The organism is Herbaspirillum sp. SJZ099, from assembly GCF_007828355.1.
In the GTDB taxonomy this organism is placed as follows: Bacteria; Pseudomonadota; Gammaproteobacteria; order Burkholderiales; family Burkholderiaceae_D; genus Herbaspirillum.
Window position 1 is genome coordinate 261616 of sequence record NZ_VIUO01000004.1, and the last position, 25017, is coordinate 286632.

Here is a 25017-nt window from a genome sequence, read left to right on the forward strand (position 1 = left end):
TTACGTCCAAGGGCATGGCCCGCCCGGTATGGTTTTTTTAAGACCGGGAAACATCTTTCGACTCTCCAATGGATCAATTCGCTAAAGAAACCATCCCCATTTCCCTCGAAGAAGAGATGCGCAAGAGTTACCTCGATTACGCCATGAGCGTGATCGTGGGACGGGCACTGCCGGATGTGCGCGACGGCTTGAAGCCGGTACACCGCCGCGTGCTGTACGCGATGCATGAGATGAACAACGTGTGGAACCGCCCGTTCGTCAAATGCGCCCGCGTGGTCGGCGAAGTCATGGGCAAGTACCACCCGCACGGCGACGCCTCGATCTATGACACGCTGGTGCGCATGGCGCAGGATTTCTCGCTGCGCTACACGCTGGTGGACGGCCAGGGCAACTTCGGCTCGATCGACGGCGACGGCGCCGCGGCGATGCGTTACACCGAGTGCCGCCTGGACAAGATCGCCAACGAACTGCTGGCCGATATCGAAAAGGAAACCGTCGATTTCGTGCCCAACTACGACGGCAAGGAAAAGGAACCCTCGGTCCTGCCGACGCGTATCCCGAACCTGCTGGTCAACGGCTCCTCCGGCATCGCCGTGGGCATGGCCACCAACATCCCGCCGCACAATATCACCGAAGTCATCAACGCCGCGCTGCACCTGCTGGGCAATGCCGACTGCACCATCGATGAACTCATCGAGCTGGTTCCGGCGCCCGACTTCCCGACCGGCGGCATCATCTACGGCGTCTCCGGCGTGCGCGACGGTTATCGCACCGGCCGCGGCCGCGTGATCATGCGCGCCAAGACCCACTTCGAGGAATTCGGGCGCGAAGGCCGTACCGCCATCATCGTCGACGAGCTGCCCTACCAGGTCAACAAGAAGGCGCTGCTGGAACGCATCGCCGAGCTGGTGCGCGACAAGAAGCTGGAAGGCATTTCCGACATGCGCGACGAGTCCGACAAGTCGGGCATGCGCGTGGTCATCGAGTTGAAGCGCGGCGAAGTGCCGGAAGTGGTGCTCAACAACCTGTACAAGCAGACCCAGTTGCAGGACACCTTCGGCATGAACATGGTGGCGCTGGTCGATGGCCAGCCGCGCCTGCTGAACCTGAAGCAACTGCTGGAATGCTTCCTGTCGCACCGCCGCGAGGTGGTCACCCGCCGTACCGTGTTCGAGCTGCGCAAGGCGCGCGAACGTGGCCACGTGCTGGAAGGCCTGGCGGTTGCGCTGGCCAACATCGACGATTTCATCGCCATCATCCGCGCCGCGCCCACGCCGCCGATCGCCAAGACCGAGCTGATGGCGCGCGCCTGGGATTCGTCGACCGTGCGCGAGATGCTGGCGCGCGCAGGCGAAACCAATGAAGGCGGCATCGAGGCCTTCCGTCCGGAAAGCCTGCCGGCCCATTACGGCATCCAGTCCGACGGGCTGTACAAGCTGTCCGACGAGCAGGCCCAGGAAATCCTGCAGATGCGCCTGCAACGCCTGACCGGCCTGGAGCAGGACAAGATCGTCAATGAGTACAAGGATGTGATGGCGCAGATCGCCGATCTGCTCGACATCCTGTCCAAGCCGGCGCGCGTGACCGCGATCATTACCGACGAGCTCAATGCCGGCAAGAACGACTACGGCATCGGCGCCAAGGACGAGCGCCGTTCGACCATCGAACTCAATGCCACCGACCTCGGCACGGAAGACCTGATCACGCCGCAGGACATGGTCGTGACGCTGTCGCACACCGGTTACATGAAGTCGCAGCCGGTCTCCGAATACCGCGCGCAAAAGCGCGGCGGCCGCGGCAAGCAGGCCATGGCGACCAAGGATGACGACTGGATCGACCAGCTCTTCATCGCCAATACGCACGACTACATCCTGTGCTTCTCCAACCGCGGCCGCCTGTACTGGCTGAAGGTGTGGGAAGTGCCGCAGGGTTCGCGCAACTCGCGCGGCAAGCCGATCGTCAACATGTTCCCGCTGCAGGACGGCGAGAAGATCACCGTGGTGCTGCCGTTGTCGGGCGAGAATCGGACCTTCCCGGAAGACCGCTACGTGTTCATGGCGACCAGCCTGGGCACCGTCAAGAAGACCCCGCTGTCGGACTTCAGCAATCCGCGCAAGGCCGGCATCATCGCGGTCGACCTTGACGAGGGCGACTTCCTGATCGGCGCCGCGCTGACCGATGGCGCGCATGACGTGATGCTGTTCTCCGACTCCGGCAAGGCGGTGCGCTTCGACGAGAACGACGTGCGTCCGATGGGCCGCACCGCGCGCGGCGTGCGCGGCATGAACCTGGAAGAAACGCAGCAGGTCATCGCCCTGCTGGTGGCCGAGAACGAGCAGCAGTCGGTGCTGACCGCGACCGAGAACGGTTTCGGCAAGCGTACCCCGATCACCGAGTACACCCGCCACGGCCGCGGCACCAAGGGCATGATCGCGATCCAGACCAGCGAGCGCAACGGCAAGGTCGTGGCCGCTACCCTGGTCGAGCCGACCGACGAGATCATGCTGATCACGACCGGCGGCGTGCTGATCCGCACCCGCGTGTCTGAGATCCGCGAAATGGGCCGCGCCACCCAGGGCGTGACCCTGATCGCGGTGGAAGACGGCACCAAGCTGTCGGGCCTGCAGCGCGTGGTCGAATCGGATGTCGAGGACGAGCGCGGCGAAACTGCCGAAGGCGCGGAAGGGACGGAAGCTGCCGGTGGCGAAACACCAGCCGCAGACGCGTAATACGTTGCAACGCAAGGCGGTTCATATCAGGTGAGCCGCCTTTTTTGATTGTGATCGCAGATATGGTTTACAACTTTTCCGCCGGCCCGGCGGTATTGCCCAAGGAAGTGCTGCAGCAGGCAGCCGATGAAATGCTGGACTGGCATGGCAGCGGCATGTCCGTGATGGAGATGAGCCATCGCGGCAAGGAATACATGTCCATCATCGAGGCGGCATTGGCCGATGTGCGCGATCTGCTGGCGGTGCCCTCGAACTACAAGGTGCTGTTCCTGCAGGGCGGGGCGATCGCCGAGAACGCCATCATCCCGATGAACCTGGCGGCGCTGCGTTCTCCTGCCGGCCAGCATGCGCCGGGCGTGGCCGACTACATCAACACCGGTTCGTGGTCGACCAAGTCGATCAAGGAGGCGGCCCGTTACTGCACCGTCAACGTCGCCGCTTCGTCGGCCGACCACAAGTTTTCCAGCATCCCGGCGCGTGCCGACTGGGCATTGTCGAAGGATGCGGCCTACGTCCACATCTGCAGCAATGAGACCATCGACGGCGTCGAATACCAATACACGCCGGATGTGGCCGTCGACACCAACGGCGCGCCGCTGGTGGCCGACATGTCCTCGCACATCCTGTCGCGCGAGGTCGACGTGTCGAAGTACGGCGTCATCTACGGCGGCGCCCAGAAGAACATCGGCCCGGCCGGCGTGACCATCGTCATCGTGCGCGAGGACCTGCTGGGCCACGCGCTGCCGATCTGTCCCTCGGCCTTCGACTGGAAGATCGTGGCCGACAACGACTCCATGTACAACACCCCGCCGACCTACGCGATCTACATCGCCGGCCTGGTGTTCCAGTGGTTGAAGCGCCAGGGCGGCGTGGCGGCGATGGAACAGCGCAACATCGTCAAGGCCGAACTGCTGTACGGCTATCTCGACGGCACCGATTTCTACAGCAACCGTATTGCAAAAGATTGCCGTTCGCGGATGAACGTGCCGTTCTTCCTGCGCGACGAGTCGCTGAATGACGCATTCCTCGCCGGCGCCAAGGAGCGTGGGCTGCTGCAGCTGAAAGGCCACAAGTCGGTCGGCGGCATGCGCGCATCGATCTACAACGCGATGCCGATCGAGGGCGTACAGGCCCTGGTCGATTACCTCAAAGAATTCGAACGCAAGCACGGCTGATTTTTGCCTGCGGGCGGGCCGCTTTCCCGGTGCGGCGATGGCTGCCGCCGGATAGCGGCGCCATGCCGTCACCTGTGCAAGGCAGGGCGGGGCGCAAGCCATTGAACAAGAAAGAGCGAAATGAGTGACGACAAGTTGCTGCCACTGCGCCAGAAAATCGATGCCATCGATGCGCAGATTCTCGACCTGCTGAACCAGCGCGCCCGCGTCGCGCAGGAAGTGGGCCATGTCAAGGCCGAGACCAACGCGCCGGTGTTCCGTCCCGAGCGCGAGGCGCAGGTGCTGCGCCGCGCGGCCGAGCGCAATCCCGGCCCCTTGCAGGGCGCCGATATCCAGACCATTTTCCGTGAAGTGATGTCGGCTTGCCGCGCGCTGGAAAAGCGCGTGGTGGTCGCCTATCTCGGCCCGGCCGGCACGTTCAGCGAACAGGCCGTCTACCAGCAGTTTGGCCACGCGATCGAGGGACTGCCTTGCGTCTCCATCGATGAAGTGTTCCGCGACGCCGAGGCCGGCACCGCCGATTTTGGCGTGGTGCCGATCGAGAACTCTTCCGAAGGCGTGATCAACCGCACGCTGGACCTGCTGCTGCAGACGACGCTGACCATCAGCGGCGAGGTGGCGATTCCGGTGCACCACAGCCTGATGACCAAGGGCGGCAGCATGGACGGCGTGACCCGCATCTGCGCCCACTCGCAGGCGCTGGCGCAGTGCAACGCCTGGCTCAACCAGAATTACCCGGGCATCGAGCGCCAGGCCGTGGCGTCGAATGCCGAAGCGGCGCGCATGGCAGGCGAAGACCCAGGCGTGGCGGCCATTGCCGGCGAGATCGCCGGGCAGAAATACAGCTTGCAGACCGTCAATGCCCATATCCAGGACGACCCGCACAACCGCACGCGCTTTGCCATCATCGGCCGCCTGCGTACCGCGCCTTCCGGCCGCGACCAGACGTCCATCGTGCTGTCGGTGCCCAACAAGGCCGGCGCGGTGTATAACCTGCTGGCGCCGCTGGCCAGGCACGGTGTGTCGATGACGCGCTTCGAGTCGCGCCCGGCGCGCATGGGGGCGTGGGAGTATTACTTCTACGTCGACCTCGAAGGCCACGAGCAGGACGAGAAGGTCGCGCAGGCGCTGGCCGAGCTGAAGCAGAACGCGGCTTTCTTCAAGCTGCTGGGCTCGTATCCGCTGGGCCTGTAAGCGATACCGACGACGATTGACGAACATCGTGCCGCCCAGGCGGCGCACCCTTATTTTCCGGAAAGACCAGTATGTCCAAACAATTTGCACCCGCTCAGTTAGCACCCGCGCAGTTAGGACCCGATTACGTCCGCGCCATCGCGCCCTACCAGGCCGGCAAGCCGATTGCCGAAGTGGCGCGCGAATTCGGCCTGGACGAGGCCGCCATCGTCAAGCTGGCTTCCAACGAAAACCCGCTGGGCATGCCCGAGTCGGCCAAGCTGGCGATGCAGCAGGCAGTGGCCGAACTGGGCCGTTATCCGGACGCCAACGGTTTCGAACTGAAGGCCGCCATCAGCGCCAAGTACGATGTGCCGCAAAGCTGGATCACGCTGGGCAACGGCAGCAACGATATCCTTGAGATCGCCGCGCACGCCTTCGTGCAGCCGGGCCAGTCGGTGGTGTATGCGCAGTACGGTTTCCTGGTCTATGCGCTGGCCACGCAGGCGGTCGGCGCGCGCGCCATCGAAGTGCCGGCCAAGGATTTCGGCCACGATCTGCCAGCAATGGCCAAAGCGATCGCCGCCGACACCCGCCTGGTCTACCTGGCCAACCCCAACAACCCGACCGGCACCTTCGTGCCTGCCGCTGAACTGGAAACGTTCCTGAAGTCGGTGCCGCCCGAGGCGGTGGTGGTGCTGGACGAAGCCTACAACGAATACCTGGCCGCCGAGCACCAGTACGAATCGACGGCATGGGTGCGCCAGTTCCCGAATCTGGTGGTCTCGCGCACCATGTCCAAGGCCTATGGCCTGGCCGGCCTGCGCGTCGGTTTCGCCATCGCGCAGCCGGAGGTGACCGACCTGATGAACCGCATCCGCCAGCCGTTCAACGTTAACTCGCTGGCGCAGGCGGCCGCGGTGGCCGCCCTCAATGACAAGGCCTTCCTGCAGAAGAGCGCCGAAATCAACAGCGCCGGCTACCGCCAGCTTACGGCCGCGTTCGACGAACTGGGCCTGCGCTATGTGCCGTCCTACGGCAACTTCGTGCTGGTCAAGGTCGGCGAGGACGACGGCGCCGGGGCGCGGGTCAACCTGGCCTTGCTGAAAAAGGGCATCATCGTGCGCCCGGTGGGCAACTACGGCTTGCCGCAATGGCTGCGCATCTCGATCGGCCTGCCGCAAGAGAACGCCGCTTTCATCGCCGCCCTGAAAACCGTCCTTGCCTGAGTCCGCCGTGTTCAAAAAGGTTGTCATTTTCGGCGTCGGCCTGATCGGCGGATCCTTCGCGCTGGCGTTGCGCCATGCCGGTAAAGTCGAACAGATCGTCGGCGTCGGCCGCTCGCCGGCGAGCCTGGCGCGCGCCCGGGAGCTGGGCATCATCGATACGGTCGCCACCGATGCGGCGCTCGCCGTCGACGGCGCCGACCTGATCCTGCTGGCCGCCCCGGTTGCGCAGACGGAAGCCATCCTCGCCGCCATCGCGCCGCACCTGCCGGCTGGCGCCATCGTGACCGATGTCGGCAGCACCAAAGGCGACGTGGTCGCCGCCGCGCGCAAGTCGCTGGGCGGCAAGATCGGGCAGTTCGTGCCGGGCCACCCGATCGCCGGACGCGAGATGCACGGCCCGGAAGCGGCATTGGCCGACCTTTATGTAGGCAAGAAGGTGGTGCTCACCGCCTTGCCGGAAAACCGGGCCGACGATGTCGAACGCGTGGCTGCCGCCTGGCGGGCCTGCGGTGCGCTCATCCATCGTCTCTCGCCGCAAGAGCATGACGCGGTATTCGCATCGGTCAGTCACTTGCCGCATGTGTTGGCTTTCGCGCTGGTCGACGACATCGCCGGCAAGCCACATGCGGCCACGCTGTTCCAGTATGCGGCCAGCGGTTTCCGCGATTTCACGCGCATCGCCGGCTCGTCGCCGGAAATGTGGCGCGACATCACGCTGGCCAACCGCGACGCCTTGCTGATCGAAGTCGATGCCTATCTGGCCCAGCTCACATCGATGCGGCAGATGATCGCCGACAGCGACGGTGCCGCGCTGGAGAAGATCTACGCCAGCGCCCGGCATGCCCGGCTGCAATGGGCCGCGGCCATCGAAGCCGCCGAGCGCAAGGAATCCTGAGGTCGCGTCCGCCGCGGCTACAATGCATCATCCGCCGCACCTGCGGCGCTTGTGACGATCAACCTTCATTTCCGATCCCGATGAAACAGCCTTCCTATCCCCGCCATATCGATCTCGCGCCGGTGCCGCATGTGCAGGGCACGGTCAAGCTGCCGGGCTCCAAGAGCATTTCCAATCGCATCCTGCTGCTGGCGGCGTTGTCCGGCGGCACTACCCGCATTTTCGACCTGCTGGCCTCCGACGACACGCTGGTCATGCTGATGGCCTTGCAGACGCTGGGCGTGAAATGGGAGCAGGTCGAGGGCACCCAGGATTACATCGTGCATGGCGTCAACGGCGTGCTGCCGGTGCACCAGGCCGACCTGTTCATGGGCAATGCCGGCACCGCGATCCGTCCGCTGACGGCGGCGCTGGCGGTGCTGGGCGGCGACTACACGCTGCATGGCGTGCCGCGCATGCACGAGCGGCCGATCGGCGACCTGGTCGATGCGCTCAATGCGGTCGGCATGCGCATCGAATATACCGGCAACCCCGGCTATCCGCCGCTGCATATCCGCCGCGGCACGCTCAATTCGCACCGCATGAAGGTGCGCGGCAACGTCTCCAGCCAGTTCCTGACGGCGCTGCTGATGGCCGCGCCCTTGATGGCGCGCGACGAGCCGATGTCGGTCGAGGTGGTAGGCGAACTCATTTCCAAGCCCTATATCGAGATCACGCTGAACCTGATGCGCCGTTTCGGCGTCGAGGTCGAGCGCCAGGGCTGGCAGCAGTTCACGGTCAAGCCGGGCCAGCATTACCGCAGCCCGGGCAGCATCCATGTCGAGGGCGATGCCTCCTCGGCTTCCTACTTCCTGGCCGCAGGCGCGATTGCCGGCGGCCCGATCCGCGTCGAAGGCGTCGGTCGCGACAGCATCCAGGGCGACGTGCGTTTCGTCGAAGCGTTGCAGCAAATGGGGGCGAACATCAGCATGGGCGAAAACTGGATCGAGGCGTCGGCCAATGGCCCGTTGAAAGCCATCGACGCCGACTTCAATCACATTCCCGACGCCGCCATGACCATCGCGGTGGCCGCGCTGTATGCGGATGGCCCCAGCACCTTGCGCAACATCGGCAGCTGGCGCGTCAAGGAAACCGACCGTCTGGCGGCCATGGCCATCGAGCTGCGCAAGCTGGGCGCCGAGGTGGAGGAGGGCGCGGATTACCTCAAGGTGACGCCGCCGGCCGCCATCGGCACGGCCGCTATCGATACCTATGACGACCATCGCATGGCGATGTGTTTTTCGCTGGCATCGCTGGATGGCGTGTTGCGCCGCGGCAACCATATCCGCATCAATGACCCCAAGTGCGTGGCCAAGACCTTTCCGGACTACTTCGCGGTCTTCCAAAGGATTGCCGAGCAAACCTTGATCTGATAAACCCTTTTCAAGGGTTTGTATCCGTTATTGACGTAAATTATTTTCACAGACAGGTTTGCATGGAAAAGGCAAAAATCCCGGTTATCGCCATCGATGGCCCGACCGCATCCGGCAAGGGCACCGTGGCCCAGAAAGTGGCCCAGCAACTGGGCTTCCATTATCTGGATTCGGGGGCGCTGTATCGCCTGACGGCGCTATCGGTCCTGCGGCGCGATATCGCGCTCAACGACGAGCACGCGCTGGCCAAGGCGGCCGAGCACCTGCACTGCCATTTCGACGGCGCCCATATTTTTCTTGCCAACGAGGATGTGACCCAGGCCATCCGGGCCGAGGAAGTCGGCAATACGGCATCGAAGATTGCGGCATTGACAACGGTTCGCCAGGCCCTGTACGGCCTGCAACTGGGCTTTCGCCAGCCGCCCGGCCTGGTGGCGGACGGGCGCGACATGGGCACGGTGATCTTTCCGAATGCCCGCCTGAAGGTGTTTTTGACCGCCAGTGTGGCGGCGCGCGCATCCCGGCGTTATAAGCAATTGATTGACAAGGGTTTTTCTGCTAATATCGACGACCTTTCGAGGGATTTGGAGGAGCGGGACGAACGCGACATGAATCGCGCGTCGGCGCCTTTGAAGCCTGCGGAAGGCGCATATCACCTGGATACCTCGGATATGACCGCTGATGAAGCGGTGCAGCAGGTGCTCGGTTGGTACGCTGCCCTGGGTCATTGAAGCATGTAATAAAGCATGTAATACGGCTCGCATGCGACTGTCGCGCTTGATTTACCGGCATGGCAGGCGCATATGGGGCAGAGGCAAGTTGCAGTACCCGTAGTGCCATTGGTGCCCGGCAGATGCAAAGTCTGGCGGGTGTTGATAAACCTAACCCAATATTTCATGCCATCCCGGCAACGAGGGCGGCAGTGCAAGGCGGTCTGATTGCATCGACGAATATTGGCAAAATCTTTCTTTTTCTCATATGTCTACCACTACCGTTATCGCTGCAGGTGTTGATACCGCCAGCGAATTTGCTGCTCTGTTTGAAGAATCGCTGTCGCGTCAGGACATGCGTTCGGGTGAAGTCATCTCCGCAGAAGTCGTCCGTCTCGACCACAACTTCGTGATCGTCAACGCCGGCCTGAAGTCGGAAGCTTTCATCCCTGTTGAAGAATTCAAGAACGACAACGGCGAAGTCGAAGTCAATGTCGGCGACTTCATCTCCGTTGCGATCGAATCGCTGGAAAACGGTTTCGGCGACACCATCCTGTCGCGCGACAAGGCCAAGCGTCTGGCATCGTGGCTCTCGCTGGAAAAGGCGATGGAGTCCGGCGAGATCGTTACCGGCACCGTCAACGGCAAGGTCAAGGGCGGCCTGACTGTCCTGACCAACGGCATCCGCGCCTTCCTGCCGGGTTCGCTGGTCGACACCCGTCCGGTCAAGGACACCACCCCGTTCGAAGGCAAGACCCTGGAATTCAAGGTCATCAAGCTGGACCGCAAGCGCAACAACGTGGTGCTGTCGCGCCGCGCCGTGATCGAAGCCTCGATGGGCGAAGAGCGCGCCAAGCTGATGGAAACCCTGAAGGAAGGCACAGTCGTCACCGGTATCGTCAAGAACATCACCGACTACGGCGCGTTCGTCGACCTGGGCGGCATCGATGGCCTGCTGCACATCACCGACCTGGCATGGCGTCGTGTGCGTCACCCGTCGGAAGTCCTGTCGGTCGGTCAAGAGATCACCGCCAAGGTCCTCAAGTACGATCAGGAAAAGAACCGCGTCTCGCTGGGCGTCAAGCAACTGGGCGACGATCCGTGGACCGGCCTGTCGCGTCGCTACCCGCAAGGCACCCGCCTGTTCGGCAAGGTCACCAACCTGACCGACTACGGTGCGTTCGTTGAAGTCGAGCAAGGCATCGAAGGCCTGGTGCACGTCTCCGAAATGGACTGGACCAACAAGAACGTGGCGCCGAACAAGGTTGTCCAGCTGGGCGACGAAGTCGAAGTCATGGTTCTGGAAATCGACGAAGAGCGTCGCCGTATCTCCCTGGGCATGAAGCAGTGCAAGCCGAATCCTTGGGACGACTTCGCCGTGAGCCACAAGAAGGGCGACAAGGTCAAGGGTTCGATCAAGTCGATCACCGACTTCGGCGTGTTCATCGGCCTGACCGGCAACATCGACGGCCTGGTGCACCTGTCCGACCTGTCCTGGACCGAAGCCGGCGAAGAAGCCGTGCGCAAGTTCAAGAAGGGCGACGAACTGGAAGCTGTCGTGCTGGCGATCGACGTCGAGCGCGAGCGCGTTTCCCTGGGCGTGAAGCAACTGGAAGGCGACCCGTTCAACAACTTCGCCGCCCTGAACGACAAGGGTGCGATCGTGACCGGTACCGTCAAGTCGGTGGAGCCGAAGGGCGCCGTGATCCAGCTCAACGATGAAGTCGAAGGCTACCTGCGTGCATCCGAAATCTCCCGCGACCGCGTGGAAGATGCCGGTACCCACCTGAAGGTCGGCGACGCCGTCGAAGCCCTGGTCATCAACATCGACCGCAAGGCACGCAGCATCCAGCTGTCGATCAAGGCCAAGGACAACGCCGAGACCCAGGAAGCCATGCAGAAGATGTCGGCCGACTCCAACGCTGCTTCGGGCACCACCAGCCTGGGCGCGCTGCTGAAGGCCAAGCTCGATAACAAGAACTGATTCTTCGGGCCACATGACAAAGTCGGAGCTGATTGCCCGCTTGGCTGAGCGTTATCCGCAACTGGTTGCAAAGGATGCGGATTACGCGGTCAAAACCATACTCGATGCGATGGTCGACGCGCTTGCGACCGGGCAGCGCATTGAGATCCGTGGTTTTGGCAGCTTTGCGCTGAATCGCCGTCCGCCGCGCATCGGCCGCAATCCCAAGTCCGGCGACAAGGTGATGGTTCCTGAAAAACGGGTTCCTCACTTCAAGCCGGGCAAGGAATTGCGCGAGCGCGTGGATGCGATGGTCGGACAGCCTATTCGAGAGGATTGAACCGGCTGTCATTGTCCCGCAGGCAGTACTTGAGCAACATCCGTTGGTCAGCCCGGCCCTGAAACTTCATGAAGGATGGGTGTAAAGGCTTATCAACAAAATGAACGGCATCTTTGGATGCCGTTTTTTTTCACGTACAATTTCGTTACCTCTTTGAACAGGTTCTGACATGCACGCCTGCGACCGCCGCAAGGCGCCCTGATCCGGCGCAAGGCGCATGAACAAGCTTCACCCCATACTATCGACCAGCCCAAAAAAGGATAAGCGCCATGAAAATAATCTCCCGGTTGATTGCGGCCATCCTGTTCGTCTGCTTCTTTTTCTTCGCGCTGCGCAATACCCAGGAAGTCACGCTGCATTTCTTCCTCGGCTATGAGCGTACCGACCCGCTGGTGCTGGTCCTGCTCGCGTTCTTCGTGGTCGGCGCCATTCTCGGCGTGCTGGCCATGACGCCCATCGTGTTCCGCCATCGCCGCGAAGCGGCGCGCTACAAGAAGGCGCTGACCCAGATCCAGAAGCAACAGGAAGAGATCGCTCAGGCCCAGGCGCAGCCGCCGCAGCCCGACAGCGTGATCACGGCGCAGCACATCCTTTAACCTAGATTCAGCAGTTGACCGCTTGCTATCCCTTGGAAAGCCGCATGAACACAAGCATTATCTGTATCAATACCGCTCACCTTGCTGGTGAGAGCGCTATGCCTTCTCCGGCACCGCGCTCGCCGCGCCATGCGGCGTTGCTCCTCCTTGCGCACATTAAGTGCGCCGCGTCGTCGCGCCTTGCCTGGCACGCCGATCACGGTGCCGGCGAAGGCATTCAACTGCTGAATCTAGGTTTAATTTTCTCCTCTCGTCATGGAATTTGAATTCTGGTGGTTGCTCGGTATTCCTGTCTTCTTCGGATTGGGATGGATTGCCGCGCGGGTTGATATCAACCAACTGTTGTCCGAGTCGCGCACATTGCCGCGCGGCTATTTCAAGGGGCTGAATTTCCTGCTCAACGAACAGCCCGACAAGGCCATCGACGCCTTCATCGAAATCGTCAAGCTCGATCCCGAAACGGTGGACCTGCATTTCGCATTGGGCAACCTGTTCCGCCGCCGCGGCGAGACCGAACGCGCCATCCGCGTCCACCAGAACCTGCTGGCGCGCCCGGACCTGCCGGCCGAACACCACGGCCATGCGCTGTATGAACTGGGCCAGGATTACCTCAAGGCCGGCCTGCTGGATCGCGCTGAAGAGAGCTTCAACAAGCTCATCGATACGCAATACAGCGCCCAGGCCGGCCGCGCGCTGCTGGAAATCTACCAGCGCGAAAAGGAATGGACGCGCGCCATTTCCGCCGCCGAGATCCTGCAAGCCACCGGCGCCGGCGGCCGCCAGCGCGAGATCGCCCAGTTCTATTGCGAACTGGCCGCCGATGAACTGGTGCGCACCAATGCCGATGCCGCCATCGCGCTGCTGGACAAGGCCCTGGCCACCGACCGCAAGAGCGTGCGCGCCACCATGTTGATGGGCGATGCGCTGCGCGCCAAGGGAGACATCGCAGGCGCGCTGGAAGCCTGGCGCCGGGTCGAACACCAGAGCGTGCCGCATACGGCGTTGGTGGCGCAGCGCCTGATGGACGGCTATATCGCCATCGGCCGCCCGCAGGAAGGCATCAACCTGCTGCGCGCCTACCTGGCTGAAGCGCCTTCCATCGACCTGCTGGAAGTGGTGTTCAAGGCCGTGCTCGATGCCGAGGGCGTCGAAGCGGCCAACAACCTGGTCAGCGAAGAACTGCGCCGCACCCCAACGCTGCTGGGCCTGGACAAGTTCCTGGAGGCGCGCATGATGACCGCGCCGCTGAGCGTGCGGCCGGAGCTGTCGGTGGTCAAGACCCTGGTGCACGGCTATACCCAGAAGCTGGCCCGCTACCAGTGCAGCCATTGCGGCTTCAAGGCGCGCCAGTTCTACTGGCAGTGCCCCGGCTGCAGCCGCTGGGAAACCTACCCGCCGCGCCGCACTGAAGAGCTCAACGTCATGAACTGAGGCGTGAGAACGCCAACTTTTTGAATCTGGATCCACTATGAAAATCACCATCATCGGCACCGGCTACGTAGGCCTGGTGACCGGCGCTTGCCTGGCCGAGCTGGGCAACGACGTGTTTTGCCTGGATGTCGACCAATCCAAGGTCGATATCCTCAACAACGGCGGCATCCCGATCCATGAGCCGGGCCTGGAAGACGTGGTGGCGCGCAACCGCGCCGCCGGCCGCCTGCAGTTTTCCACCGACATCGCCGCCAGCGTGGCGCATGGCGAGATCCAGTTCATTGCCGTCGGCACGCCGCCCGATGAAGACGGTTCCGCCGACCTGCAATACGTGCTGGCGGCAGCCCGCAACATCGGCCGCTACATGGATGGCTTCAAGGTGGTGGTCGACAAGTCCACCGTGCCGGTCGGCACTGCCGACCGCGTCAAGGCGGCCATTGCGGATGAGCTGGCCAGGCGCGGCCAGTCCGACGCCAGTTTCTCGGTGGTCTCCAATCCCGAATTCCTGAAAGAAGGCGCGGCGGTGGAAGACTTCATGCGCCCCGACCGCATTGTCATCGGCCACGACCAGACGCCCGAAGGGCAGCGCGCCTACGCGTTGATGAAAAAGTTGTACGCCCCCTTCAACCGCAACCACGAGCGCACCTTCTGGATGGACGTGCGCTCGGCCGAATTCACCAAGTACGCGGCCAACGCGATGCTGGCCACCCGCATCTCGTTCATGAACGAGTTGGCCAACCTGGCCGACAAGGTCGGCGCCGACATCGAGGCGGTGCGCCACGGCATCGGTTCCGACCCGCGCATCGGCCACAGTTTCCTGTATGCCGGCTGCGGTTACGGCGGCTCCTGCTTCCCGAAGGACGTGCAGGCACTGGAACGCACCGCGCGCGACTACGGCCAGGATCTGCTGATCCTGCGCGCGGTCGAGCAGGTCAACGATCTGCAAAAGCATGTGCTGGGCAAGAAGGTGGTCCAGCGTTTCGGCGAAGATCTGTCGGGCAAGCGCTTCGCGATCTGGGGCCTGGCTTTCAAGCCCAATACCGATGACATGCGCGAAGCCTCCTCGCGCGTGCTGGTGGGCGAACTGGTGCGCCGCGGCGCGACCGTGTCGGTGTACGACCCGGTGGCGATGAAGGAAGCGCAGCGCGTGCTCAAGCTGGACTGCGCCGACGACGCCAAGCTGTTCGAGCGCATCAGCTTCGCGGCCAATCCGATGGCGGCGCTGGAGGGCGCCGATGCGCTGGCCATCGTGACCGAATGGAAGGCCTTCCGCAGCCCCGATTTTGACCGCGTCAAGGCGGCCTTGAAGAACCCCGTGATTTTCGACGGCCGCAACCTGTTCGAACCGCAAGTGATGGCCGACAGCGGCATCGAGTATTACGGCATCGGCCGTTCCATCCTGACCCGTGGACAATAAGATGAGCATGGATATCGCAGCAGCCTGGAATTCCGCCCGCATCCTGATCGTGGGCGACGTGATGCTGGACCGTTACTGGTTCGGCGAAGTCAACCGCATCTCACCGGAAGCGCCGGTGCCGGTGGTACGCGTGGAGCGCAAGGAAGAGCGCCTGGGCGGCGCCGCCAACGTGGCGCGCAATACCGCCAGCCTGAGCGCGCAGACGGCGCTTTTGGGCGTGACCGGCGACGACGAGCCGGCGCGCGTGGTGGAAGGCATGCTGGGCGAGATGGGCATCAGCAGCCATCTCAACCGCGACGCCACCATCTCCACCATCGTCAAGCTGCGCGTGATCGGCCGCCAGCAACAGCTGGTGCGCATCGACTTCGAGGAAGCGCCCACCGACACCGTGCTGCGCGACAAGCTGACGCAGTTCAATTCGCTGGTCGGCAACTACGACGTCATCGTCTTTTCCGATTACGCCAAGGGCAGCCTGGTCAACGTGGCGGAGATGATCGCCGCCGCGCGCGCGCTGGGCAAGCGCATCCTGGTTGACCCCAAGGGCGACGATTTCAAGCGCTACGCGGGCGCCAGCATCCTGACGCCGAACAAGTCCGAGCTGGTGCGCATCGTCGGCCAGTGGAAAAACGAAGAAGACCTCACCGCGCGCGCCCAGAACCTGCGCGCTTCGCTCAACCTGGAGGCATTGCTGCTGACCCGTTCCGAGGAAGGCATGAGCTTGTACCAGGAGGGCGACGTGCAGCATTTCCCGACCATGGCGCGCGAAGTGTTCGACGTCTCCGGCGCGGGCGACACCGTCATCGCCACGCTGGCGGTCATGCTGGGCGCCGGCGCTTCGCTGGTCGATGCGGTTGCCATGGCCAATCGCGCCGGCGGCATCGTCGTCGGCAAGCTGGGGACGGCGACCGTCACGCGCGATGAGTTGCTGGCAGGCTGAATCGGGCGCTGATTTTTCAACGGTCATTTCTCGTTATATTTCTGTCAACGCAGGTCTTGAGGTCACGTTAGCACAGGCAGTTGCATCCCATGGTGCAACTGCCTTTTGTTTTCAGACCTCAATTTTGAAAGGAACCTGACATGTTGAAGAAATTTCTATTGTTCATCGCTACCGCTTTGATGGCCGCCGGCTTCGCTTTCGCCCAGGTGGACGTCAACAAGGCCGACCAGGCTGCGCTTGACGGCATCCGCGGCATCGGGCCGGCCATGTCCAAGCGTATCCTCGAAGAACGCCAGAAGGGCGGCAGCTTCAAGGATTGGGACGACCTCCAGAACCGCGTCAAGGGCATCAAGGAAAAGAGCGCGGCCAAGTTGTCGGCCAATGGCCTGACCGTCAATGGCAAGTCCAGGCCGGAGGCTTCCGGCCAGCCGGCCAAGGGCGGCAAGGCAGCGCCGGCCGGCGACAAGCCGGCGGAAACCGCCAAGAAGTAACCGCGGGCAACCGGGCAATCCCGTTTTGGCGGGATTGCCGTTTTTGGCGTGCATCTCAGGACGCGACCACGTCAAAGGCGATGCCGGCGGCGAAATAGAATAAAATGCCCACCTGAGCCAAAAAGCCGACCGCCGCCATCGTCATGTCCTATCAAGTTCTCGCCCGCAAGTACCGTCCCCGCAGTTTCGACACCCTGGTAGGCCAGGAGCACGTCGTGCGCGCGCTGACGCATGCGCTGGAGCAACAGCGGCTGCATCACGCCTACCTGTTCACCGGCACCCGCGGCGTGGGCAAGACCACGCTTTCGCGCATCCTGGCCAAGTCGCTCAACTGCGTCGGCACGGATGGCAACGGCGGCATTACCGCCGCGCCCTGCGGCGTGTGCGAGGCTTGCGTGGCCATCGATGCCGGGCGTTTTGTCGACTACATCGAAATGGACGCGGCCTCCAACCGCGGCGTCGACGAAATGGCGCAGTTGCTGGAGCAGGCGGTCTATGCGCCGTCCAATGCCCGCTTCAAGGTCTACATGATCGACGAAGTGCACATGCTGACCAACCACGCCTTCAACGCCATGCTGAAGACGCTGGAGGAGCCGCCCGCGCACATCAAGTTCATCCTGGCCACCACCGACCCGCAAAAGATCCCGGTGACCGTGTTGTCGCGCTGCCTGCAATTCAACCTGAAGCAGATGCCGCCGGGCCACATCATCGGCCACCTCGACAACATCCTGAACCAGGAAGGCATCGAATTCGACCCGCCGGCCTTGCGCCTGCTTGCGCAAGGCGCTTCCGGCTCCATGCGCGACGCGTTGTCGCTGACCGACCAGGCGATCGCCTATGCCGCCGGCAAGGTCACGCTGGAAGCGGTGCAAGGCATGCTGGGCGCGCTCGACCAGTCCTACCTGATCCGTATCCTCGACGCCCTGGCGGCGCAAGATGGCGCGGCCCTGCTCGGCGTGGCCGACGACATGGCCGCGCGCAGCCTGTCCTATAACGCCGCCTTGCAGGACCTGGGCACCTTGTTGCACCAGGTTGCGCTGGCGCAGAGCGTGCCGGCGGCACTGGCCGACGATGTGCCCAACCGCGAAGACATCCTGCGCCTGTCGTCCCAGTTCAGTCCCGAGCATGTGCAGCTGTTCTACCAGATCGCCGTGCATGGCCGCAATGAGCTGGGCCTGGCGCCCGACGAATACGCCGGCTTTTCCATGACGCTTTTGCGCATGCTGGCCTTCCGGCCGGTCAGCGCGAACGCCGCGGCGCCGGTACCGGCAGCCGGTGGCGCACCGGGGCCGCGTCCGCCCGCTGCGCGCCAGGCGGCGCCCCTGGTCGCGCCACAAGCGGCGGTGACCAGGGCGCCTGTGGTCCGTGCGCCGGTGGCCCCGGCACCAGTGGCGCCGGCAGCGCGACCCGCACCCTCCGCGGCCCCCGCCGCCGCGCCGAGTTCGGCCCGCGAAGCTGCATTGATGGCCGCGCGCGCGTCTATCGGCAAGAATGGCAAGGCGCCCTCTGCACCGCGTCCGGCTGCGCCAGTACCCGCTCCTGCGCCCGCAGCCGCGCCTGTGGCATCTGCCGCGCCGGAGATGCCGCCATCCATGCCGGAACCGCCGCCATTCGATTCCATGCCGCCGTGGGAAGAGGATGCGATGCCGGCCGGCATCGACGCTCAAAAAAAAACTGAATACTCCCGCCCGCCAGACGTAAGCGAAGAGGCTTTTGCCCCCGCACCGCCTGCGGTGCCAGCCGCGCCGCAGCGCCCCGCGGCGACGCCCGCCCAGAAGCAGGAAACCCTGCGTATCGCCGCCGATCTCGGTTGGGACGGCCACTGGCCCAGCCTGGCCGCCAGCCTGCCGCTGCGCGGGGTGGTGCACCAGATGGCGTTCCAGAGCGAGCTGGTGCGCTGCGAAAGCCTGGCCGGCGGCAATGTCTGCTTCCATCTGCGTATCCCGCTGGAGACGCTGCGTTCCTCCGGCAGCGTGGAAAAGCTGATGGCGGCGCTGTCGGAACGCTTCAACCGCGAAGTGCGCGTGGAAACCGAGATCGGCGCCGTGGCCGACACCGCCAACGCGGTGGCCGAAGCCGACCGCGCCGAGCGCCAGCGCAAGGCCGAACAAAAGATGCAGAACGATCCCTTCGTGCTGTCCATGATGCGCGAGTTCGGCGCCTCGATTGTGCCGGGATCGATACATCCCTTGTGATCCGGGGCCGACGGCGAATTCGCCGGGGCCGCGGGCAAACAAGATAGAATTCCGTGAATTGAAAGATGAAGGAGCAATGCGATGATGAAAGGTCAATTGGCAGGTCTGATGAAGCAAGCGCAGGCCATGCAGGACAACATGAAGAAAATGCAGGACCAGCTGGCGCAGATCGAAGTCGAAGGCCAGTCCGGCGCCGGCCTGGTCAAGGTCGTCATGTCCTGTAAGAACGACGTCAAGCGCGTTTCCATCGATCCGTCGCTGCTGGCCGATGACAAGGACATGCTGGAAGACCTGGTCGCCGCCGCGTTCAACGACGCAGTGCGCAAGGCCGAAGCCACCAGCCAGGAAAAGATGGCCAGCGTCACCGCCGGCATGCCGATGCCCCCGGGCTTCAAGATGCCGTTCTGATCGCCTGGCAGCCGGGCAAGTGCGCATGCCGGCGCGCCTTGCCCGATGATGTGCATGCGCCGGCGCAGGGATGTTGTCGCAACGATGTCCGGCAGGATGGCAGGAACCGCATTGTGGAGGGAACATGTTCATTATCTCGATCACGTACACCAAGCCGGCGAGCGAAATCGACAGCCTGTTGACCGCGCACAAGAAATTCCTCAACCAGCAATATGCGGACGGCGTGTTCCTGATGTCGGGCCGCAAGGTGCCGCGCACCGGCGGTATCATCCTGGCGGATGCATCGGACCGTGCCGAAATGGAGGCGATCATCGAACTCGATCCCTTTTACATCGCCGGCGTGGCCGAGTATGAAATAATCGAATTTGTCCCCTCGATGACGGCGGAGGCGCTGGAAGCCTTCCGCTATTCGGTTGACCGCAATTAAACCTGGTTGACCGCTTGCTATCATTTGGAGAGTCGTATCAAAACAAGCATTGACAGTATCGATAGCGTTTCCCGTGTGGGCGAACGCATTCAACTGCAGGATCCAGGTTGAAAACTCCATCCAGTCTCACCCTGCTGACCGAATCGCTGCGCAAGCTTCCCGGCATCGGCCCCAAGACCGCGCAGCGCATGGCCTATCATCTCTTGCAGCATGACCGCGACGCCGCGCTCGGGCTGAGCAAGTCGCTGGCCCACGCGCTCGACACCATCCGCCATTGCGCGCTGTGCAATACCTTCACCGAGCAAGTCATCTGTGAAACCTGCCAGGATCCGCAGCGCGACCACACGCTCCTGTGCGTGGTCGAGTCGCCGTCCGACCAGATGATGATCGAGCAGACGCTCACCTACAAGGGACTGTATTTCGTGCTCATGGGGCATCTCTCGCCGCTGGACGGCATCGGCCCGCGCGACATCCATCTTGAAAAGCTGATCACCCGCGCCACCGACGGCGTGGTGGCCGAAGTGGTGCTGGCCACCAATTTCACCAATGAAGGCGAAGCCACCGCCCACTACATCAGCGAGACGCTCAAGACGCGCGGCCTCAAGGCCAGCCGCCTGGCGCGCGGCGTGCCGGTCGGCGGCGAGCTGGAATACGTGGATGCGGGCACCATCGCACGCGCCATGCTGGACCGGCGCAGCACCTGATCGGGCAACAGGCAACGGATCTTCTGATGAAAAATTTGCGCCCGTAAAAGATCTTGAAAGGCGCGACAGCGGCTGCCCGCTGCAATAGAATAGGCAGCTTGCCGGCTGGCACGTACGATGTCAGGCAATATGGCGGCGCAACATGCCTGCGTCTGCGCAGACATCGGCGCACAGGCACGGAACGAACGATGGACGCGGGCCGCAGAGCCCGCTCCGGCAATAAGACAAATGAGGAGAACACCGGAACCGCGCCCCATGCGCGAGCGCAGCATCCGGTGCATGAACAATGACGACAACCGCATCCAACCAGGAAAACGCCGCACGTCCCGGCCCGCTGGCAGGCGTCAAGGTGCTCGAACTCGGCACCTTGATTGCCGGCCCTTTCTGCTCGCGCATGCTGGCCGAGTTCGGCGCCGATGTCATCAAGGTCGAGGCGCCCGAGAACGGCGACCCGCTGCGCCAGTGGCGCGTGCTGAAGGACGGCACTTCGCTGTGGTGGTCGGTGCAGGCGCGCAACAAGAAAAGCCTCACTCTCAACATGAAGGACGAACGGGCCCAGGAAATTGCCCGCCAGCTGGCGCTGGAAGCCGATGTCATCATCGAGAACTACCGCCCCGGCGTGCTGGAGAAATGGAACCTCGGCTATGAGGCGCTGAAAAAACTCAACCCCGCCACCATCATGGTGCGCCTGTCCGGCTATGGCCAGACCGGCCCGCTGCGCGATTTGCCCGGTTTCGGCGCGATCGGCGAATCGATGGGCGGCATCCGCTACGTGTCGGGCCATCCGGACCGTCCGCCGGTACGCATCGGTATTTCCATCGGCGACTCGATTGCCGCGCTGCATGGCGTCATCGGCGCCATGATGGCGCTGCGCCACCGCGACGTCACCGGCGGCCGCTGGAACGGAAAATCCGGCGCCGACTGCGTGGCGGGGCAGGGCCAGATGGTGGATGTGGCGCTGTATGAAGCGGTGTTCAACATGATGGAATCGATGGTGCCCGAGTTCGACCACGCCGGCGTGGTGCGCGAGCGCACCGGCGGCGCGTTGCCGGGCATCGTGCCTTCCAATACCTACACTACCGGCGACGGCAAGAACATCGTCATCGCCGGCAACGGCGACGCCATCTTCAAGCGCCTGATGAGCGCCATCGGCCGCGACGACATGGCCAACGATCCCGGCCTGGCGCGCAACGACGGCCGCGTGCCGCGCACCGAGGAAATCGACGCCGTGATCCAGCAATGGTGCGATACGCAAACCATCGAGCAGGCGCTGGCCACGTTGCAGGCGGCCGATGTCCCTGCAGGCAAGATCTATTCGGTCAGGGACATGATGGACGATGCCCAATTCCTGGCGCGCGGCATGTTCGAACAGCACCGTTTCGCCGACGGCACCCCGATCAAGTTACCGGCGATCACCCCCAAGCTGTCCGAAACCCCCGGCCAGACCAAATGGCTGGGTCCGGAGCTGGGCGCGCACAGCGATGAAATCCTGCGTTCGCTGGGGTATGATGATGCCCAAATTAAACGATTGCGCGAGGAGCGCGTGATCTGACAAATCCAGGCCAATAATAAGGGAGGCGCGAGCAGACGCCGCTACGGCGCGGCGCGCGTCCCGCCCAAGCCTGATACGCCGCAAGAACGAAGACGAAGCACCAATCCACGGAGGAGACATAATGAAATTAAGCTGGAAGCAGTTGATAATCGCTGCGGGCCTGTTTTTGGCCGGCTATTTTTCTTTCAATGGCGAGGCCTCGGCCCAGGCCCTGGAAAAGCCCAAGGTCTCGATCGCGGTGGGCGGCAAGAACCTGTTCTATTACTTGCCGCTGACCATTGCCGAACAGCTCGGCTATTTCAAGGATGAAGGCCTGCAGGTCGAGATCTCCGACTTCGCCGGCGGCGCCAAGGCGCTGCAGGCCATGGTGGGCGGCAGCGCCGACGTGGTCTCGGGCGCCTATGAACACACCATCAACATGCAGGTGAAGAACCAGCCCATCGTGGCCTTCGTGCTGCAAGGCCGCGCGCCGCAGATCGTGCTGGCCGCCAGCAACAAGACCATGCCCAACTACAAGAGCGTGGCCGACCTGAAGGGCAAGAAGATCGGCGTCACCGCGCCGGGCTCCTCGACCAGCATCATGGCCAGCTACGTGCTGGCCAAGGCCGGCCTGAAGCCGACCGACGTGTCCTTCATCGGCGTGGGCGCGGCAGCCGGCGCGATCGCGGCGATCCGCTCCGGCCAGATCGACGCCATCGCCAACCTGGACCCGGTCATCTCGATGCTGGAACAGCACAACGAGATCAAGGTCATCGCCGACACCCGCACCCTGAAAGACACCAATGACGTCTTCGGCGGCCCGATGCCGGCCGCCACCCTGTACGCGCCGGCGGCCTTCATCCAGAAGTACCCGAACACCACCCAGGCCCTGACCAACGCCATGGTGCGTGCCTTGAAGTGGATCCAGAAGGCCGGCCCGTCCGACATCATCAAGGCCGTGCCGGAAAGTTACCTGCTGGGCGACCGTTCGCTGTACATCGATGCCTTCATGAAGGTGCGCCAGGCCATCTCGCCGGACGGCTATTTCCCGCCGGGCGGCCCGGACACCGCGCTGCGCACGCTGAAGGCCTTCGAACCTTCGCTGGCCGACAAGCAGGTCGACCTGTCCAAGACCTTCACCAACGCGTTCGTGGCGAAGGCCAACGCCAAGTACAAATGAGGCGCAGGACAGCCTGATTCCCGTACAACGCGAATGGACGACAAATGCCCGGCAACGGGCATTTGTCCATCTGGCGCGGCGTAAAAGGGAAAGCGGCTGCGCAGCAATGCGTCGGCAAGCGCAGCACCAAAGAAGCAGGAACAGCAGTAAAACCAGGCAACACACGATCCATCAACCCGGGTTTGCCACATAGCCCGTATCAGTCATGACCCCAGCACTCTTTTTCGACGACATCACCTGCACCTTCATCTCGAAGGACGACCGATCGCAGCGCTACACCGCGGTCGCCAACACCACCCTGGCGATCGCGCCCGGCGAGTTCGTCTCCGTGGTCGGCCCGACCGGTTGCGGCAAGTCGACCTTGCTCAATGTCGGCGCCGGGCTGCTGCAGCCGTCGTCGGGCAGCGTCAAGATATTCGGCGAACCGCTGACCGGCATCAACAAGCGCGCCGGCTACATGTTCCAGAGCGAGGCGCTGATGCCCTGGCGCAGCGCCTTGCAGAACGTCATCGCGGGCCTGCAATACCGCGGCCACGATGAAAAAGAAGCCGAGCAACTGGGCGAACAATGGTTGGCGCGCGTGGGGCTGCAAGGTTTCGGCGACCGCTATCCGCACCAGCTCTCCGGCGGCATGCGCAAGCGCGTGGCGCTGGCGCAGACGCTGATCCTCGACCCCGACATCATCCTGATGGACGAGCCGTTCTCCGCCCTCGACATCCAGACCCGCCAGCTGATGGAAAACGAAGTGCTGGACCTGTGGAACGCCAAGAAGAAGGCGGTGCTGTTCATCACCCACGACCTGGACGAGGCGATCGCCATGTCCGATCGCGTCATCGTGCTGGCAGCCGGTCCCGGCACCCATCCGATCGGCGAATTCAAGATCGACTTGCCGCGCCCGCGCGATGTGGCGGAAATCCGCACGCATCCGCGTTTCGTGGAACTGCACCAGCAGATCTGGAACGTCCTGCGCGATGAAGTGCTCAAGGGCTATCAACAACAAAAGCGCGCAGCGTAAGAAAGTCGCCGATCATGTGGAAATACCTGAAACCGAATCACAAGAACATCCGCTTCTGGCAACTGCTGGTGCTGGTGGTGGTGCTCATCGTCTGGCACGTCGCCACCCGCAATCCGCAGACCGCCTTCTTCTTTGGCGAGCCGATCAAGGTCGCGCAGCGCATCTGGGCGTGGTTCACGGTCGGCAGCGGTTCGCTGGAAGTGGGCTTCGGCGACTACACCTTCTTCACGCTGTCCTTCCCGGCCGAAATCTATTCGCACCTGCTGGTGACCCTGACCGAAACCGTGCTGGCCTTCATCATCGGCACCGTCTCCGGCCTTGGCATCGGCCTGTGGCTGGCGCTGTCGCCGACCGCCTCGGCCATCCTCGATCCCTACGTGAAGGCCGCCAACTCGATGCCGCGCGTGATCCTGGCGCCGATCTTCGCCATGTGGTTCGGCCTGGGCATCTGGTCCAAGGTGGCGCTGGCGGTCACGCTGGTGTTCTTCATCGTCTTTTTCAACGTCTACCAGGGCGTCAAGGAAGTCAGCCCGGTGGTGCTGGCCAATGCCCGCATGCTGGGCGCCAACGCGCGCCAGCTGCTGCGCACGGTGTACCTGCCGTCGGCCACCTCGTGGGTGTTCTCCAGCCTGCATACTTCGATCGGCCTGGCCTTCGTCGGCGCCGTGGTGGGCGAGTACCTGGGCTCGGCGCGCGGCGTCGGCTACCTGATCCTTCAGGCCGAAGGCACCTTCGACATCAATACCGTGTTCGCCGGCATCGTCGTGCTGACGGTGTTCGCGCTGGTGCTCGACCTGGCCGTGGGCGTGATCGAGAAGCGCCTGATGAAATGGCAACCCAAGAGCGGCGAGACCGAGAAGCTCTGATGCCATTGCGCTGATTCCATGGCTTGGAGTCCATTGCTTGGAGTCCATTTTTCGCGCAAGTGGATGCAGGTCGCTAACCAGCGCAGCGGGAAAGTGAATGTGTTCAGTATCGATCATGCCAGCGGCATGCCGGCCGATACCGGGGAGTCGGCCGATGGGCCGACGCCGGTCGGCATCATTTTCGTGAAATAAG

Annotated in this window: 24 protein-coding genes; all 24 read left to right on the forward strand. The window is 63.2% G+C overall.

All coding sequences use genetic code 11. The annotated features are described in order from the left end of the window. Positions 1-68 precede the first annotated feature (68 nt). Positions 69-2729, forward strand: a complete 2661-nt coding sequence (gene gyrA / locus FB597_RS11390) for a DNA gyrase subunit A (RefSeq protein ID WP_141912250.1) — start codon at positions 69-71, stop codon at positions 2727-2729. A gap of 62 nt (positions 2730-2791) precedes the next feature. Beyond that, positions 2792-3904 carry a 3-phosphoserine/phosphohydroxythreonine transaminase gene (serC, locus tag FB597_RS11395; RefSeq protein WP_141912253.1) on the forward strand — a complete coding sequence of 371 codons (1113 nt, stop codon included), beginning with the start codon at positions 2792-2794 and terminating at the stop codon, positions 3902-3904. Positions 3905-4024: 120 nt separating this feature from the next. Beyond that, positions 4025-5098 carry a prephenate dehydratase gene (gene pheA, locus FB597_RS11400; protein WP_141912256.1) on the forward strand — a complete coding sequence of 358 codons (1074 nt, stop codon included), beginning with the start codon at positions 4025-4027 and terminating at the stop codon, positions 5096-5098. Between the two features lie 71 nt (positions 5099-5169). Continuing rightward, positions 5170-6306, forward strand: a complete 1137-nt coding sequence (gene hisC / locus FB597_RS11405) for a histidinol-phosphate transaminase (RefSeq protein WP_144769578.1) — start codon at positions 5170-5172, stop codon at positions 6304-6306. 7 nt (positions 6307-6313) lie between these two features. Beyond that, positions 6314-7201 carry a prephenate dehydrogenase/arogenate dehydrogenase family protein gene (locus FB597_RS11410; protein WP_144769579.1) on the forward strand — a complete coding sequence of 296 codons (888 nt, stop codon included), beginning with the start codon at positions 6314-6316 and terminating at the stop codon, positions 7199-7201. 80 nt (positions 7202-7281) lie between these two features. Then, positions 7282-8613, forward strand: coding sequence for a 3-phosphoshikimate 1-carboxyvinyltransferase (gene aroA / locus FB597_RS11415; protein ID WP_144769580.1), 1332 nt, complete (start codon positions 7282-7284; stop codon positions 8611-8613). A gap of 62 nt (positions 8614-8675) precedes the next feature. Beyond that, a complete protein-coding gene (gene cmk / locus FB597_RS11420) occupies positions 8676-9344 on the forward strand; it encodes a (d)CMP kinase (RefSeq protein ID WP_144769581.1) in 669 nt (222 codons plus the stop codon). A gap of 247 nt (positions 9345-9591) precedes the next feature. Further along, a complete protein-coding gene (gene rpsA, locus FB597_RS11425) occupies positions 9592-11307 on the forward strand; it encodes a 30S ribosomal protein S1 (RefSeq protein ID WP_082221371.1) in 1716 nt (571 codons plus the stop codon). A gap of 13 nt (positions 11308-11320) precedes the next feature. Further along, a complete protein-coding gene (locus FB597_RS11430; protein WP_006462119.1) occupies positions 11321-11626 on the forward strand; it encodes an integration host factor subunit beta in 306 nt (101 codons plus the stop codon). Positions 11627-11895: 269 nt separating this feature from the next. Then, a complete protein-coding gene (locus FB597_RS11435) occupies positions 11896-12222 on the forward strand; it encodes a lipopolysaccharide assembly LapA domain-containing protein (protein ID WP_144769582.1) in 327 nt (108 codons plus the stop codon). A 44-nt stretch (positions 12223-12266) separates the two neighbouring features. After that, positions 12267-12488, forward strand: coding sequence for a hypothetical protein (locus FB597_RS11440; RefSeq protein ID WP_144769583.1), 222 nt, complete (start codon positions 12267-12269; stop codon positions 12486-12488). Then, a complete protein-coding gene (gene lapB / locus FB597_RS11445) occupies positions 12478-13653 on the forward strand; it encodes a lipopolysaccharide assembly protein LapB (protein ID WP_141912278.1) in 1176 nt (391 codons plus the stop codon). Before FB597_RS11440 ends, lapB begins: the two co-directional genes overlap by 11 nt. A gap of 37 nt (positions 13654-13690) precedes the next feature. Beyond that, positions 13691-15070: a UDP-glucose/GDP-mannose dehydrogenase family protein gene (locus FB597_RS11450; protein WP_144769584.1), complete on the forward strand. Its 1380-nt coding sequence runs from the start codon at positions 13691-13693 to the stop codon at positions 15068-15070. A 1-nt stretch (position 15071) separates the two neighbouring features. Continuing rightward, a complete protein-coding gene (gene rfaE1 / locus FB597_RS11455) occupies positions 15072-16007 on the forward strand; it encodes a D-glycero-beta-D-manno-heptose-7-phosphate kinase (protein ID WP_141912283.1) in 936 nt (311 codons plus the stop codon). A 140-nt stretch (positions 16008-16147) separates the two neighbouring features. After that, entirely contained in the window at positions 16148-16498 is a 351-nt protein-coding gene (locus FB597_RS11460; protein ID WP_141912285.1) for a helix-hairpin-helix domain-containing protein, read from the forward strand. A gap of 143 nt (positions 16499-16641) precedes the next feature. Then, positions 16642-18693 carry a DNA polymerase III subunit gamma/tau gene (locus FB597_RS11465; protein ID WP_144769585.1) on the forward strand — a complete coding sequence of 684 codons (2052 nt, stop codon included), beginning with the start codon at positions 16642-16644 and terminating at the stop codon, positions 18691-18693. Between the two features lie 81 nt (positions 18694-18774). Next, positions 18775-19101 (forward strand): YbaB/EbfC family nucleoid-associated protein, encoded by a 327-nt coding sequence (locus FB597_RS11470; RefSeq protein WP_141912290.1) that lies wholly within the window; start codon positions 18775-18777, stop codon positions 19099-19101. Between the two features lie 124 nt (positions 19102-19225). Continuing rightward, a complete protein-coding gene (locus FB597_RS11475) occupies positions 19226-19528 on the forward strand; it encodes a YciI family protein (RefSeq protein WP_141912292.1) in 303 nt (100 codons plus the stop codon). Positions 19529-19635: 107 nt separating this feature from the next. After that, positions 19636-20232, forward strand: coding sequence for a recombination mediator RecR (gene recR, locus FB597_RS11480; RefSeq protein WP_144769586.1), 597 nt, complete (start codon positions 19636-19638; stop codon positions 20230-20232). A gap of 286 nt (positions 20233-20518) precedes the next feature. Continuing rightward, positions 20519-21784 (forward strand): CaiB/BaiF CoA-transferase family protein, encoded by a 1266-nt coding sequence (locus FB597_RS11485; protein ID WP_141912301.1) that lies wholly within the window; start codon positions 20519-20521, stop codon positions 21782-21784. Between the two features lie 121 nt (positions 21785-21905). Continuing rightward, positions 21906-22943 (forward strand): ABC transporter substrate-binding protein, encoded by a 1038-nt coding sequence (locus FB597_RS11490; RefSeq protein ID WP_144769587.1) that lies wholly within the window; start codon positions 21906-21908, stop codon positions 22941-22943. A 205-nt stretch (positions 22944-23148) separates the two neighbouring features. Beyond that, positions 23149-23958, forward strand: coding sequence for an ABC transporter ATP-binding protein (locus tag FB597_RS11495; protein WP_141912307.1), 810 nt, complete (start codon positions 23149-23151; stop codon positions 23956-23958). Between the two features lie 14 nt (positions 23959-23972). Then, positions 23973-24824, forward strand: coding sequence for an ABC transporter permease (locus FB597_RS11500; protein WP_141912311.1), 852 nt, complete (start codon positions 23973-23975; stop codon positions 24822-24824). Between the two features lie 63 nt (positions 24825-24887). After that, entirely contained in the window at positions 24888-25016 is a 129-nt protein-coding gene (locus FB597_RS11505; protein WP_255517159.1) for a beta-propeller fold lactonase family protein, read from the forward strand. Position 25017 lies beyond the last annotated feature (1 nt).

What these genes read in the sequence shown, in the direction of transcription:
- gyrA (WP_141912250.1), top strand. Translation starts at nt 69, where the DNA reads ATGGATCAATTCGCTAAAGAAACCATCCCCATTTCCCTCGAAGAAGAG.
- serC (WP_141912253.1), top strand. Translation starts at nt 2,792, where the DNA reads ATGGTTTACAACTTTTCCGCCGGCCCGGCGGTATTGCCCAAGGAAGTG.
- pheA (WP_141912256.1), top strand. Translation starts at nt 4,025, where the DNA reads ATGAGTGACGACAAGTTGCTGCCACTGCGCCAGAAAATCGATGCCATC.
- hisC (WP_144769578.1), top strand. Translation starts at nt 5,170, where the DNA reads ATGTCCAAACAATTTGCACCCGCTCAGTTAGCACCCGCGCAGTTAGGA.
- aroA (WP_144769580.1), top strand. Translation starts at nt 7,282, where the DNA reads ATGAAACAGCCTTCCTATCCCCGCCATATCGATCTCGCGCCGGTGCCG.
- cmk (WP_144769581.1), top strand. Translation starts at nt 8,676, where the DNA reads ATGGAAAAGGCAAAAATCCCGGTTATCGCCATCGATGGCCCGACCGCA.
- rpsA (WP_082221371.1), top strand. Translation starts at nt 9,592, where the DNA reads ATGTCTACCACTACCGTTATCGCTGCAGGTGTTGATACCGCCAGCGAA.
- FB597_RS11430 (WP_006462119.1), top strand. Translation starts at nt 11,321, where the DNA reads ATGACAAAGTCGGAGCTGATTGCCCGCTTGGCTGAGCGTTATCCGCAA.
- FB597_RS11435 (WP_144769582.1), top strand. Translation starts at nt 11,896, where the DNA reads ATGAAAATAATCTCCCGGTTGATTGCGGCCATCCTGTTCGTCTGCTTC.
- FB597_RS11440 (WP_144769583.1), top strand. Translation starts at nt 12,267, where the DNA reads ATGAACACAAGCATTATCTGTATCAATACCGCTCACCTTGCTGGTGAG.
- lapB (WP_141912278.1), top strand. Translation starts at nt 12,478, where the DNA reads ATGGAATTTGAATTCTGGTGGTTGCTCGGTATTCCTGTCTTCTTCGGA.
- FB597_RS11450 (WP_144769584.1), top strand. Translation starts at nt 13,691, where the DNA reads ATGAAAATCACCATCATCGGCACCGGCTACGTAGGCCTGGTGACCGGC.
- rfaE1 (WP_141912283.1), top strand. Translation starts at nt 15,072, where the DNA reads ATGAGCATGGATATCGCAGCAGCCTGGAATTCCGCCCGCATCCTGATC.
- FB597_RS11460 (WP_141912285.1), top strand. Translation starts at nt 16,148, where the DNA reads ATGTTGAAGAAATTTCTATTGTTCATCGCTACCGCTTTGATGGCCGCC.
- FB597_RS11465 (WP_144769585.1), top strand. Translation starts at nt 16,642, where the DNA reads ATGTCCTATCAAGTTCTCGCCCGCAAGTACCGTCCCCGCAGTTTCGAC.
- FB597_RS11470 (WP_141912290.1), top strand. Translation starts at nt 18,775, where the DNA reads ATGATGAAAGGTCAATTGGCAGGTCTGATGAAGCAAGCGCAGGCCATG.
- FB597_RS11475 (WP_141912292.1), top strand. Translation starts at nt 19,226, where the DNA reads ATGTTCATTATCTCGATCACGTACACCAAGCCGGCGAGCGAAATCGAC.
- FB597_RS11485 (WP_141912301.1), top strand. Translation starts at nt 20,519, where the DNA reads ATGACGACAACCGCATCCAACCAGGAAAACGCCGCACGTCCCGGCCCG.
- FB597_RS11490 (WP_144769587.1), top strand. Translation starts at nt 21,906, where the DNA reads ATGAAATTAAGCTGGAAGCAGTTGATAATCGCTGCGGGCCTGTTTTTG.
- FB597_RS11495 (WP_141912307.1), top strand. Translation starts at nt 23,149, where the DNA reads ATGACCCCAGCACTCTTTTTCGACGACATCACCTGCACCTTCATCTCG.
- FB597_RS11500 (WP_141912311.1), top strand. Translation starts at nt 23,973, where the DNA reads ATGTGGAAATACCTGAAACCGAATCACAAGAACATCCGCTTCTGGCAA.
- FB597_RS11505 (WP_255517159.1), top strand. Translation starts at nt 24,888, where the DNA reads ATGCAGGTCGCTAACCAGCGCAGCGGGAAAGTGAATGTGTTCAGTATC.